Source organism: Spongiactinospora sp. TRM90649, assembly GCF_029382225.1.
Classification (GTDB): domain Bacteria; phylum Actinomycetota; class Actinomycetes; order Streptosporangiales; family Streptosporangiaceae; genus Spongiactinospora.
Genome location: NZ_JARLTC010000007.1, coordinates 225,925 through 239,060 on the forward strand (window position 1 = coordinate 225,925; position 13,136 = coordinate 239,060).

9 protein-coding genes and 1 tRNA gene are annotated in these 13,136 nt (G+C 72.1%); 6 read left to right on the plus strand and 4 right to left on the minus strand.

Going from position 1 to position 13,136, the window contains the following annotated elements; genetic code table 11:
* Positions 1-72 precede the first annotated feature (72 nt).
* The 4 genes from P3X83_RS10340 to serS all read left to right on the plus strand — a co-directional run bounded on the left by P3X83_RS10340 (position 73) and on the right by serS (position 7,387).
* Positions 73-1,503 carry a hypothetical protein gene (locus P3X83_RS10340; RefSeq protein ID WP_277304710.1) on the plus strand — a complete coding sequence of 477 codons (1,431 nt, stop codon included), beginning with the start codon at positions 73-75 and terminating at the stop codon, positions 1,501-1,503.
* Between the two features lie 2,264 nt (positions 1,504-3,767).
* Positions 3,768-5,048 carry a glycosyltransferase family 87 protein gene (locus P3X83_RS10345; protein WP_277304711.1) on the plus strand — a complete coding sequence of 427 codons (1,281 nt, stop codon included), beginning with the start codon at positions 3,768-3,770 and terminating at the stop codon, positions 5,046-5,048.
* 67 nt (positions 5,049-5,115) lie between these two features.
* Positions 5,116-6,036, plus strand: coding sequence for a prephenate dehydratase (pheA, locus tag P3X83_RS10350; RefSeq protein ID WP_277304712.1), 921 nt, complete (start codon positions 5,116-5,118; stop codon positions 6,034-6,036).
* 85 nt (positions 6,037-6,121) lie between these two features.
* On the plus strand, positions 6,122-7,387 hold the full coding sequence (gene serS, locus P3X83_RS10355) for a serine--tRNA ligase (RefSeq protein WP_277304713.1): 1,266 nt from the start codon (positions 6,122-6,124) through the stop codon (positions 7,385-7,387).
* A 458-nt stretch (positions 7,388-7,845) separates the two neighbouring features.
* On the opposite strand, the gene P3X83_RS10360 is transcribed toward serS, so the two are convergent.
* Complete coding sequence (locus P3X83_RS10360) at positions 7,846-8,049, minus strand: cold-shock protein (RefSeq protein ID WP_277304714.1); 204 nt, start codon at positions 8,047-8,049, stop codon at positions 7,846-7,848.
* A 220-nt stretch (positions 8,050-8,269) separates the two neighbouring features.
* On the opposite strand from P3X83_RS10360, the gene P3X83_RS10365 reads away from it, so the two are divergent.
* Positions 8,270-9,079: an HAD hydrolase family protein gene (locus P3X83_RS10365; RefSeq protein ID WP_277304715.1), complete on the plus strand. Its 810-nt coding sequence runs from the start codon at positions 8,270-8,272 to the stop codon at positions 9,077-9,079.
* Between the two features lie 39 nt (positions 9,080-9,118).
* Here P3X83_RS10365 and P3X83_RS10370 read toward each other — a convergent pair whose 3' ends face one another.
* Positions 9,119-9,646, minus strand: a complete 528-nt coding sequence (locus tag P3X83_RS10370) for a bacterial proteasome activator family protein (RefSeq protein WP_277304716.1) — start codon at positions 9,644-9,646, stop codon at positions 9,119-9,121.
* A gap of 15 nt (positions 9,647-9,661) precedes the next feature.
* Positions 9,662-10,618: an NAD(P)H-quinone oxidoreductase gene (locus tag P3X83_RS10375; protein ID WP_277304717.1), complete on the minus strand. Its 957-nt coding sequence runs from the start codon at positions 10,616-10,618 to the stop codon at positions 9,662-9,664.
* Between the two features lie 159 nt (positions 10,619-10,777).
* On the opposite strand from P3X83_RS10375, the gene P3X83_RS10380 reads away from it, so the two are divergent.
* Positions 10,778-12,982: an AAA family ATPase gene (locus P3X83_RS10380; RefSeq protein ID WP_277304718.1), complete on the plus strand. Its 2,205-nt coding sequence runs from the start codon at positions 10,778-10,780 to the stop codon at positions 12,980-12,982.
* A 28-nt stretch (positions 12,983-13,010) separates the two neighbouring features.
* Here P3X83_RS10380 and P3X83_RS10385 read toward each other — a convergent pair.
* Positions 13,011-13,097: transfer RNA gene (locus tag P3X83_RS10385), tRNA-Ser, on the minus strand.
* Between the last annotated feature and the right edge of the window lie 39 nt (positions 13,098-13,136).

A 13,136-nucleotide genomic window follows, 5' to 3' on the forward strand; every position in this document is an offset into this window, starting at 1 on the left:
GCAGAGCCGCTCTTTCCGCAGGTGGGGGAGCCGGAGGTCCGGAGCGTACGCGGGCTGTGCTGGAATTCGGGGATGGCATTCGTGAGGTCGCCGCTGGCCCTGGTCGGCGCGAGCGTCCTGCTCACCGTCGTGATCGGGCTGCTCGGGCCGTCGGCGATGGTGCCCGTGCTCGAAGGGCCCGCCTGGCAGCCGCCCTATTCGCTCGGCCTGCGCCCGGCGGGGCCGCTGGTGATCGCGATGGCGGCGGTGGCGCTGGTGCTCGGCGCGGCGGGCCTGGCGCTGGCGCTGCGGGCCGCGCGCCTCGGGCGGCTGCCGGTCTCGGCGGTCTGGCTGACCACCGCCGGGTGCGTCGCGGCGGTGGTGCTGGCCCTGCTGCCGCCCTCCGGATCTTCCGACCACCTGAACTACGCGGCATATGGGCGGATCGCCGCGCTCGGACACGACCCCTACGTGACCTCCGCGGCCGACCTGCCGGAGGTCGCCGGGTGGGTCCAGGAGTGGCTGAGGACCCCGAGCGTCTACGGCCCGGTGGCGACGGCGGTGCAGATGCTCGCCGGTTTCGCCGGGGGCGGCTCGGTCCGCCTGACGGTGTTCGCGCTCGAAGCGGTCAACGCCCTGGCGTTCGTCGGCACCGCCGTGCTGCTGCACCGGCTGACCCGGGGCGACGCGCGGGCGGCGCTGCTGTGGGCGGCCAACCCGCTGGTGCTCTACCACCTGGCCGCCGGGATGCACGTCGACACCCTCGCCGTGGTCGCCGTGGTCGCCGCCCTTGCCCTCGGCGTCACCACGGCCGCGCGAGGCGCGGGCACCGGGGCGCTGCTGGGCCTGGCGATGGCGGTCAAGGTCAACGCGGGCCTGGTCGCGCTCGGCCCGGCGTGGGTGATGCGCCGCGCCCCCCGGCGCCTGGCGCTCGTGGCGGGGGTCGCCACCGCCACCCTGGCCGGCGCGTACGCGATGGCCGGGCCGCACGCCCTCGACCAGCTCCAACGCGCCGGGCGGCAGGTGTCCCAGGCGACCCCGTGGAACATGCTCCAGGCGGGCCTGCAGGCGCTGCTGGGGCCCGGAGGCTACGTCATCTGGATCCAGGTGGGGTCGCTGGTCCTCATGGCCGCTCTGGCCGTTCTGCTGCTTCGCGCGATGCCCGAGCTCGGGGCCGCGCACGTGGCGGCGGCCGTCGTGGTGGCGTACCTGTTCACCGCGCCGTACGCGCTGCCCTGGTACGACGGGCTGGCGTTCGCGCTGGTCGCGATGATCCCGGCCTCCGCGCTGGACGGATTCCTGGTGACCAGGCTGGTGGCGCTCTCCCTGGCGTACCTGCCCGCGCGGGTGGTGGACCAGCCGGAGAGCCTGATCTGGCTGCGAACGGTCGTCAGACCGCAGGTGGTGCCGTGGATCCTGCTGGCTGTGACAGCCGCCCTGGCGGTGTGGGCGTGGCGGTCGGCCCGGCGAGGAGCTGCAGCGCCCGCACCGACGCCGCCAGTGTCAGCGGCACCGCGACCGTGAGCGCCATCGCCGGGATCGCCACCCCCGAGTCGTTGAGCAGGAAGCCCGCGAGCGCGCAGGTCAGCACCCCGAACAGGGCGGCGCGCAGGCTGGGCGCGCGGGCGTAGACGAGTTCGAGCGCCGAGGCGCCCCAGTTCGACGGCCTGGCCAGCACCAGGAAGAGGAACGCCAGGGCGGCCAGCGACAGGATCGTCAGCGGCAGGTTGCCCAGGGTGCCGATCATGGCGCTCAGCTTGCGGCCGAGGACCGGCCACGCCTCGCCGTCCAGGACCTGCTGGAAGAACGCGCCCAGGTGGGTGCGGCGGTCGGCGGGCCGCCGCCAGTCGATGAACGCGATCAGCGTGAGCAGCACGGCGGCGCCCGCGCCGGTCAGGAGCAGCCGGCGGGCCGTCACCTTGCGGCCGGACAGCAGGATCAGGAACACCGCGACCCCCGCGACGAACGCGGGCACCCCGCCGAAGTCGGCCCCCCAGGACGGCCAGCCGTCGGCGAACACCGCGAGCGCGCCGTAACCCGCGCAGAGCGCGAGCGCCAGGCGGGCCCTCCCTCGTGCGATCAGGGGGTGCGCGACGCCCGCCAGGAACATGATCGTCCCGGTGGCGAACACCGCGAAGGCGATGTTGCCGAAGCCGTAGAAGCGCCCGCCGGTGACCGGTTCGTACCCGGTCACCGCGTTGATCTGCAGCCGCGAGCCGGTCACCACGTCGAGCAGCAGGCCGAGCGAGGTGATCGCGGCCACCACGGTCAGCGGGCCGAGCACCGCCCGGCGCCACGGCCCCGCGAAGGCCAGCCCGGTGATGGCGCAGGCGAAGCCGAGGATCGTCGTGATCAGCCCGGCCATCGGGCTGCCCAGGCTCCACCACGGCAGGAGCTGGGCCAGGAAGCTGGACACCGCCACGGACGCGCTGACCACGGCCACGACCTGCGTCGCGGCCAGGAGACGCGACCCGCCCCTGCCGCGCCGCAGGGCCACGGCGGCGGCGGCGTAGAAGAGCACCTGGACGATGACCAGGGCGATGTAGAACGGGGTGCGGACGGTGCGGAGGACCTGGCTGGCCAGGTCGGCGTCCGCCAGCTCCTCCACGGTGACGCGGTCGGTGGACCCGGCCTGCCAGGGGCGGCCCACCAGCCCGGCGGGCGGCTCCAGCCCGGCCAGGGCCGTCGCGGTGGCGGTGAGGTCGATGATGGTGACGAGCCCGTCCTGGCGGGTGGAGGAGGCGGTGAGCCGTCCCCGGTAGGGCTCGCCGCTCGGCGACGGGCCGTGCGCGATGGCCACGTGCAGGTGGGCGGCGGTGGAGCTGTCGGAGACGCCCGCGACCAGGACGGCGGTGCCGGGCGGGAGCGCGGCCAGCAGGACGCCGATCTCGCGGTCGGCCGTGGCGACGGCGTGCTCCCTGGCCTGGGGGGTGGGCGGAATGGGTTCGCCGGAGCCGTCCACGCCGCGGTCGATCCAGGCGCGGGCGGGCTCGTCGGCCTCCATGACGATCAGGTTGTAGGAGGTGAGGTCGCCGATGGTCTGCGGGGTGGCAGCATATTTGGCGATATTTCCGGCTTTGTCGGCCGCGCCGAGGGCCGCGCCCGGCCCGATCGCCGCGACCTTTCCGCCGGAGTCCTTCACCGCCTGCCCGAGCGCGCCGATCCGCGCCCGATAGGACTGCGCGTCGTTGAACGCCAGCAGGTTGTTCCAGCCGGGGATGCGCGCCCCGCCGAAGGGGGTCGGCTCGGGCAGCGGCGGCAGGCCGCACCCGGCGCCCGGCGCCCCGGCCCGCTGGCCCGCCGAGACCGTCAGCCAGCCCGCCACCGGGCACGTGATGGCCCGGTCAGGCGGCGGGATCGCCCGCGTGGACAGCGACGCCGACGCCCCCTCGGCGGCCAGCCGCCACAGGTTCGGGGTATTGACCCGATCGATGTCCGACCACTCCAGCCCGGGCACCCCGATGACCGCCACCCGCGCGGGCCCGGACTCCGGCTTCGCGACCGCCTGGGCCGCCGCGGGCGTCAGCGCCCCCATGAGCACCACCGGCGACACGAGAGTCACCAGCAACACGAGCAGCCCCCACCGGCGCGGGGCCCGGTACGCCGTGGGGGGCGTGGGACCGGGGCCGTCGGCGGTGAGGCCGTCCGTGCGATGCATGGTGATGCCGCTCCTTGCTCTCGTGCTCGTTGCTCTCGGGCTCGTTCTGGCTTGCGTGCTCTGCGTTTCCCGGGGGTGGTCCGCTTCGGCGTCCGCATCGGCCCGGGGCTCCACGGTAACCTCCCACGTCGTGAAGACTGGCGAGGTGCCCACGGTCGAACCCACCGCCGCGAAGGCCGTGCGGCGGTGGCGGTCATGGCTGCCCGCCGCCGCGTTCGCCGTGCTGGTCGTCGTCGCCGCGGCCGCCCCTTTGGTCGGGTACTGGTTGTTCAACGCGGACGATCAGCGGCTGGTCGATCTCGATGTGTACCGTACCGGGGGCCAGGCGGTCTTGGACGGCCGTCCGGTATACGACTTCATCACGCCCGCCCCGCAGCTACTGCCGTTCACGTACCCGCCGGTGGCGGCGCTGCTCGCCGTCCCGCTCGCGTGGATGTCCTGGGTGGAGGCGCAGTGGGTGTGGACGGCGGGCGTCTTCCTTGCCCTGGCGCTGGCCGTCCGGTACGCCTTCCGCCCGCTCCTTGAGCGCACCGGCCAGAGCCGGGATTGGGCCGCGCCGCTGCTGTTCGCCGTCCTCATGGTCGCGTGCACGTACCTGATGCCGATCCGCGACCAGGTCAGGTTCGGCCAGGTGGACATCCTGCTGGTCGCGCTCTGCCTGGCCGACTGCCTGGCCCGCCGTCCGTGGTGGCCGCGCGGGCTGCTGATCGGGATCGCCACCGCCGTCAAGCTGACGCCCGGCGTCTTCCTGATCTACCTGCTGGTGACGAGCTGGGGCCGCGACCACGACAAGGGGCAGCGCCAGGCCCTCTACGTCGCGGTGCTCACGGCGGGGCTGCTGAGCGTCCTGCCGTTCCTGGTGATCCCGCAGGACGCCGCCCAGTTCTGGTTCTCCGCGCTGCTCGACAACGGCCGGGTGGGGGCCAACACCGCCACCACCAACCAGTCCATGCGCGGCATGCTGCTGCGCCTGTACTGGCCGGAGCCGCTCAGCACGCTCCTGTGGGCGGCGCTTGTGGCGGTCGTCGGCTGGTACGGCTTCCGCCGCGCCAAGGAGGCGTACGCCGCCGGAGACACCCCCACGGCGGTCGCCCTTGCCGCGCTGATGGCGGTGCTGCTGTCGCCGGTCGCGTGGATCCACCACCTGGCGTGGGTGGTCGTGGTGCTCGGCGCGCTCGTCGGCGCCGGGCGCGACCGGGTGCGCCTGCTGGTCGCGGCCGGGGTGTGGCTCTACTACGTGGTGCCCATCCCCTGGTACGGCGTGACGATCCGGGCCGCCGAGATACCTGTGGTGAGTCCCGTGATCGGCCGGATCGTGCAGAACGCCTTCGGGCTCGGGGCGCTCGGACTGGTCTGGCTGCTCGGCTCGTGGCTGCCCCGGCGCCGGGAACGCGGGCGGGCCGGTCCTTGACGAGCTTGGACGATGGACCCTGTGGAAATGCGCAGTCAGCACGCCGCACAGTGGCTACCCTGGTGATATGTCGAAACTCGCCTATCTGGGCCCCGAGGGCACCTTCACCGAGGAGGCCCTGCGGCTCCTGGAGCCGGAGGCCGAGCGTGTGTCGTGCCCCAATGTCCAGGCGGCGCTCGAAGCGGTCCGGCGGGGCGTGGCCGACGCCGGCGTCGTGCCGCTGGAGAACTCCCTCGAAGGCGGCATCACCTCCACCCTCGACGAGCTGGTGCGCGGCGAGCCGCTGCTCCTCACCGCCGAGGTGCTGCTCCCCGTCCGGTTCTCGCTGCTGGCCCGTCCGGGTACCGAGATCGGCCACATCAAGCGCGTGCTGACCCACCCGGCCGCGCACACGCAGTGCCGGGGCTTCATCGCCCGTGAGCTGCCGGACGCCGTCGTGGTCGCCTCGGCGTCCACCGCCGCCGCCGCGCAGGAGGTGTCGCTGCCCGGCTCGCCGTACGACGCGGCCATCAGCGCGCCGATCGCCGGAGAGCACTACGGCCTCATCGAGATCGCCGGCAACATCGGCGACCGCGACGACACGGTCACCCGCTTCGTGCGGGCCGCCAGGCCGGGGCCGCTGCCCGAGCCCACCGGCGCCGACCGCACCTCCCTGGTCGCCTTCCTGGGCGACGACCACCCGGGCGCGCTGCTGGAGATGCTGACCGAGTTCTCGGTGCGCGGGGTCAACCTGTCCCGCATCGAGTCGCGCCCCACCGGCAACGGCATCGGCAGCTACTTCTTCTACTTCGACTTCGAGGGCCACGTCGCCGACGCCCGGGTGGGCGAGGCGGTCGCGGGCCTGCACCGGATCAGCGCCCACGTGCGGTTCCTGGGCAGCTACCCGCGGGCCGACGGGCTCGCGCCGCAGATCAGGCGGGGCGTGGCCGACACCGACTTCGACGAGGCGGGCCGGTGGCTGGCCAAGGTCCGCGAGGGCCTGGTCTGAGCGCAGGCCCTTCGCGAGCACCGAGCGCCGGGTGAGGGGCTCGGCGGCACGTAGGGCGGTGTTCCGGCCCCGGTAGCCTTTTCCTGTGATCGACCTGCGAACCCTTCGTGAAGACCCCGACCGCTTGCGGGCGTCGCAGCGCGCGCGCGGTGAAGACGACTCCGTCGTCGACACCCTTCTCGACCTCGACGCCCGCCGTCGTGCCGCGCTCGGCTCCTACGAGAGCCTGCGCTCCGAGCAGAAGTCCGTGGGCAGGTCGGTGTCCGCCGCGTCGGGCGAGGAGAAGGCGGAGCTGCTGGGCCGGGCCAAGGAGCTCGCCGCGCGGGTCAGGGCGGCCGAGGGCGAGGCCGAGCGCCTCGCCGCCGAACTCGACGCCGTGGTCGAGGGCGTGCCCAACATCGTCGACGACGCCGCCCCGCACGGCGGCGAGGAAGACTACGTCGTGCTGGAGGAGGTCGGCGAGCCGACGTCCTTCGACTTCGAACCGCGCGACCACCTGGAGCTGGGCGAGCGGCTCGGCGCCATCGACGTGGAGCGCGGGGCCAAGGTCTCCGGCGCGCGGTTCTACTTCCTGCGCGGCGTCGGCGCGCGGCTCCAGCTCGGCCTGCTCACCATGGCCATGAACCAGGCGGTCGAGCACGGCTTCATCCCGATGATCACCCCGGTGCTGGTGAAGCCGGAGGCCATGCGGGGCACCGGCTTCCAGGTCGCGCATGACAAGGAGATCTACCGCCTCCCCGACGACGACCTCTACCTGGTCGGCACCTCGGAGGTACCGCTCGCCGCCTACCACGCCGACGAGATCCTCGACGGCGCGGCGCTGCCCCTGCGCTACGCGGGCTGGTCGTCCTGCTTCCGCCGTGAGGCGGGCTCGTACGGCAAGGACACCCGGGGCATCATCCGCGTCCACCAGTTCGACAAGGTGGAGATGTTCTCCTACTGCCGTCCCGAGGACGCGCCGGAGGAGCACCTGCGGCTGCTCGCCTGGGAGAAGGAGATGCTGGCCAAGGTGGAGCTGCCGTACCGGGTGATCGACACCGCGGCGGGCGACCTCGGCACCTCGGCGGCCCGCAAGTTCGACTGCGAGGCGTGGATCCCCTCCCAGTGCCGCTACCGCGAGGTCACCTCGACCTCCAACTGCACGGAGTTCCAGTCGCGCCGCCTCGGGGTGCGCTTCCGCGACAAGGATGGCGGGCCCCGGCCGGTCGCCACGCTGAACGGCACCCTGGCCACCACCCGCTGGATCGTGGCCATCCTGGAGAACCACCAGCGTTCCGACGGCTCCGTGGTCGTTCCGGCCGCGCTGCGCCCCTACGTGGGGCTCGACGTCCTCGAACCGGCGAGGGGATAGCGCGAAACAGATAGGGCAACCGGGATGGCCTTCTCCGGCCTTCTCTGGGCTTCTTCTGGCTTCTCCGGGCTTTGGCGAGCGTTCACGGTGCGTTTCCTCGGTCGCTTCCTGGTGACATCCAGCACGCCTTCCTGTACGACCCGGAATCGCCCGACAGCGCTTCGTAACCGGCAGTCGCGGGCCCAGTTGCCATGCGCGGGCTTCAGGTCGTCCCCACGGCTTGTTTTGGTCCGCGCGATACTCCCGGATCCCTTTAGGGGCGTGGAGGGCTCAGCGGCCATTTCAGCCCCTTCGGGAAGGGCTCCGGCGGAGGGGTGAGCGTGATTGGCGAGACGATAGGCCGATAGCGACCGGCCGAACAATCGTCTGATTAGAGTGACGGGAGTTTTGCCCTTTGACGCGCGAAAGGCGAGGTTCGCTTTGAGCGAACCTCGCCTTTTACGGCGAAGCCGGTGACCTCAGAGAGCGCGCACCTGCGAAGCCTGCGGGCCCTTCTGCCCCTGCGTGATCTCGAACTCGACCCGCTGGCCGTCCTCAAGGCTGCGGTAGCCGTTGCCGACGATCTCGGAGTAGTGCACGAAAACGTCGGGCGCGCCGCCGTCCGGTGCGATGAAGCCGAAGCCCTTCTCAGCGTTGAACCACTTGACGGTTCCCTGAGCCATTAAAGCTCTCCCTCAGGATGATGAAACTTGGGATCCACACCTCGTGAATCCCGGTGTGTCGTACATCGCAGCCCCGGGGTGGCTCAGACAGTCAAGCTGGTATTCACAACGGGATCAGCTAATACAACGTCAACACATCTAACACCATCTGGGGCCGTGGTGTTCCCGCCATCGCAAAGTTTCCTCGTTGAGGCTCGTAGCGGGCAGACTGTAACGTGTTATGACTAGACCCCGGCTCGTCGCCACCGACCTCGATGGCACCGCACTGCGCACTGATGGAACCATTTCCCCGCGAACGGCCACCGCCTTCGCGCGGGTCGAACAGGCGGGCGCTCTGCTCGTCTTCGTCACCGGCCGGCCGCCGCGCTGGATGAGCGGTGTGGCGGGCGCCGTCCACCACCGCGGACTGGCGATCTGCGCCAATGGCGCACTCGTCTACGACCTGCACACAGAGGTGGTCGTGGAATCACACCTGATCGACCCGGACGTCCTCGCCGAGGTCGTGCGCGCGCTGCGCGGCGATATGCCGGGACTGTCGTTTTGCGCGGAATACGCGGGCGGATACGCGCGCGAGTCGGGCTTCGAGCCCGACGGAAGGGACGGCGGGGCCGGCGGAGGCGCCCACGGCGGCCCTGAGACGCTGCTCACGCGGCCGTGCGCCAAGCTGCTGGCCCAGGACCTCACCGTGGCCCCCGACCACCTGCTGTCGGCCGTACACGGGGTCGTGGGCCATCTGGTCACCGCGACGCACTCCAGCGGCGGCGACGGGATCATCGAGATGAGCGCCAGGGACGTCACCAAGGCGTCGGCGCTCGCCACGCTCGCGGGCCGGCACGGCATCACCGCCGACCAGGCGGTGGCGTTCGGCGACATGCCCAACGACCTGCCCATGCTCGCGTGGGCCGGCACGTCGTACGCCGTGGCCAACGCGCACCCGGGCGTGCTGGCCGCCGTCGATCACGTGACGGCGGCCAACGACGACGATGGCGTCGCGGTCGTCCTGGAAAGGCTCTACGACGCCCCCGAGTGAGAGCCCTTGGGGACTGGAGGATTTACAGGTGGGGAGGACTTACAGGTAGGGGCCGGAGGCCCGGTGCTGCTGCTGCGACTGCTCGTCACCCTGCGGGAACCCACCGGGCAGCGCGCGGCGCATCTGCTCAAGCTGCGCCCTGGCGGCCATCTGCTGGGCGAAAAGGGTGGTCTGGATGCCGTGGAACAGGCCCTCCAGCCAGCCGACCAACTGGGCGTGCGCGACCCGCAGCTCGGCCTCGCTCGGCGGCGACTGGTCCTCGCCGTTGGTGAACGGCAGGGACAACCGCTCCAGCTCGTCCACCAGCTCCGGGGCAAGGCCGTCCTCAAGCTCCTTGATGGAGCTCTGATGGATCTCCTTCAGACGCTTGCGGCTCGCCTCGTCGAGCGGAGCGGCCCGCACTTCCTCAAGAAGCTGGCGGATCATGCTGCCGATGCGCATGACCTTCGCCGGCTGCTCCACCAACTCGGTAACCGACCGCTCGTCGGACTCGTTGTCGTCATGCTGGGCCGCGACGCCCTGAGGGCCCACGACCACGATGTGCGGGGTGCTCTCCTCAGCATTCATGAATCTCAACCTAGCTCACCGGACCAGCAGGATTTTCCCGAAGTGGGAGCCTTCCTCCAGGGCGGCCTGCGCCCGCCCGGCATCCGCGAGCGGGAAGGTCGAGTCGATCACGGGACGGATCGCCCCCGCGCTGATCAACGGCCACACGTTCTCGACGACGCCACGGGTGATCACGCCCTTCTCGTCGACCGGGCGCGGACGCAGCGACGTGGCGTGGACCGCGCCGCGCTTGGACAGGAGCCGCCTCAGGTCCAGCTCGCCCTTGGCGCCCCCCTGCAGCCCGATCACCACGATCCGGCCGCCGGTGTTGAGCGCCTTGACGTTGCCCGGCAGGTACTTGCCGCCGATGATGTCGAGGATCACATCGGCCCTGACCGACTCGGCGAAGTCGGCCGTCCGGTAGTTGACGCCCTCGTCCGCGCCCAGTTCAAGGCACCTGGCCAGCTTCTCCTCCGAGCCCGCGGTGACCACGACGCGCGAGCCGTACGCCTTGGCGAGCTGGACGGCCAGCGTGCCGATCCCGCTGGCCCCGCCGTGCACCAGCAGCGTCTCGCCCCGGCGCAGCCGGGCGGTCATGAACACGTTGGACCACACCGTGCACGCCACCTCGGGCAGCGCGGCGGCCTCCACCAGCGAGACGCGCTCCGGCACCGGCATGAGCTGCTCCCACGGGACCGCGACCCGCTCGGCGTAACCACCGCCCGCGAGCAGCGCGCACACCTCGTCGCCGGTCGCGTATCCCTCCACGCCCGGCCCTATCTCCGAGATGACGCCCGAGCACTCCAGGCCCGGGTACCGCGAGGCCCCGGGCGGGGGGTCGTAGAAGCCCTGGCGCTGCAGCAGGTCGGCCCGGTTGACGGCCGAGGCCACGACATCCACGATCACCTCGCCCGGCCCCGGAATCGGGTCGGGCACCTCCTGCCAGGTCAGCACGTCGGGTCCACCGGGCTTGGAGATGACAATCGCATGCATGCGGCCAACCTATCGCCGCGCCCCTGGCAGGCGCCGGAGGCCCGATCCGTGACGTCGTGACGACGGGAAGTTGACCGTTGCCCTGTTGGTTGGAACGCGGGGCGATAATCTGCAATGTGTTTGCTGCACCTGATATGCCCAGCCCCTAGGGGGAAAACGGTGGCACGACACGATCGTGAGGATCCCCACTCGCTCGAAGAACAGCTCGCCTGGCTCGACGCGATCAAGGAGAACGAGGAGGCGCCCGCAGGCGTCGTGGCCACGGCCGTGGACGACACCACCGCCTCCCCCTACCCGAAGGACCCCTGGCTGGAAGCGGCCCGCGAGACGGACCCGGGGGCGCTGTCGCGCGCGGCCGCCGCCGAGGCGCCGCCCGCCGCCCCGTCCGTTCCTGAGGCTCCTAAGGCTCCTGCGGTCGCGGCCGCACCGGCTGCCGGTTCCGCTTCCGGTTCCGTTTCGGTTGACGACACCGCCGAGGAGTGGAAGCGCGCCGCCGAGGTGACGGGGCACTTCACGCTGCCGCCGGCCGTCACGGGCGGGCGCTCCGAGGGTGGCGAGACCGCGCGGAACGAGGGCGACGAAGGGTTCCTCGCGCCGCTGCGTCCCGCCCCGCAGGAGGAGAGCGGCCCGCAGGCCGGCTCTTCTCAGGAGCCGGGCGAGACTGGTGAGACGTCTGCCGCCAGTGCGACGGGCGACCACGAATTCGGGGCCACGCTGCCGCGCCGTCCCGGCGAACGCGGCCTGTTCGAGCCCCCGGAGCGCGGCGCGGGCTCGTCGGGCTCGTCGGGCTCGTCCGGCGAGCAGCAAGAGCCCGCCGCGCCGTCCTCGCCGCCCCCTGCCGCCGCTGCTGAGGAGACGGCCCGGCCGGGCACCGCGGAGTCGACCTCCCCGTCGCTGCCCTCCGTCTTCGGCAACCAGACCTCGCCGCCGGGAGCCCTGCGCTTCCCGCTGTCCGAGGAGGCCCAGGAGCCGCAGGCCGCCCCCGGGGCGGGCGAGTGGAACTCCTGGAGTCCTTCCAGCTCCTCCGGCTCGTCCAACACGTCCAGCCCGTCGCTGACGCCCGAGTGGTCCGCGTCCGAGCCCACGGCCCATGAGTGGTCCTCGACGCCGTCGCCGTCCGGTGGCTTCACCACGCCCGCCGAGGGGTTCTCGGTTCCGCCGGGCGGCTTCTCGACCCCGTCGGGTGGGTTCGCCGCTCAGTCCGGGTCCACGGGCGAGACCGCCGTACCCGAGGCGACCTCTCCGGACACCGGCGACGCGTCCGATCCGGCGGTGCGCCAGCCGTACCAGGCGCGCCGCAGGCACGGCAAATCGTCCGGCGAGACCGCGTCCGCGTCCCAGACCGGGCCGTCGTTCGCCGCGCCCACGCGTCCCGCCAGGAGATCCTCGTCGTCTGGGCTGGCCGACCTGTCCGGCCGTCCGACCGCCGACAGCCTCGACCCCGACTCGCTGCTGCGCGGCCGCCGCAACGGCCCCTCCGGGGGCTGGCGCAAGCTGATCTACCGGGCCTCCGCCGGGTGGATCAAGCCCGGTGAGCCCGCCGAGGTCCGCCGTCGCCGGGAGCTGATCACCCGCGCCCGCACCCCCGTGGCCAGCGGCCACCACCGCGTGGCCGTGCTCAGCCTGAAGGGCGGTGTGGGCAAGACCACAACGACGGTGGGCCTGGGCGCGACGCTCGCGCAGATCCGGGGCGACCGGGTGATCGCGGTCGACGCCAACCCCGACCGGGGCACCCTGTCGGACAAGGTGGAGCTGGAGACCGCCGCGACCGTGCGCGACCTGCTCAACGAACGCGGGCAGATCAAGCGATACGTAGACATCAGGGCGTTCACCTCGCAGGCCCCCTCACGCCTGGAGATCCTGGCCTCCGACCGCGACCCCTCGGTGTCCGAGGCATTCAGCGCGGGCGACTACCAGGCGGTGGCGCAGGTCCTGGAGAACTTCTACTCCATCTGCATCACCGACTGCGGCACCGGCCTGCTGCACTCGGCCATGGCCGGCGTGCTGGGCCTGGCCGACCAGCTCGTGCTGGTCAGCTCCCCGTCGGTGGACGGCGCGCGGGCCGCGTCCGCCACGCTCGACTGGCTGGAGGCCCACCACTACGAGGACCTGGTGCGCAACGCCAACGTGGTGCTGTGCAGCGTGCGCCCGCGCTCGAAGTCGACGGTCGACCTGGACAAACTGGAGGCGCACTTCGCGGCGCGCTGCCGGTCGGTCGTGCGCGTGCCGTACGACCCGCACCTGGAGGAAGGCGCCGAGATCGACCTGGAACGCCTGCAGGAGGGCACCCGCGACGCCTACCTGCGCCTGGCCGCCTCGGTCGGCGACGGATTCGCCCCGGTGCCCGCGGAGGCCGCCTACTGATCGCGGCCGAGTCGTCGGGATCGTTGAGCGGAGGGTGTGGGATTCGAACCCACGAGACCATCGCTGGCCTGGCCGCTTTCAAGGCGGCTGCACTAGTCCACTATGCGAACCCTCCCGTGCAGGTCCACGATAGCGGTGCCCGGCCCGTGCTCGC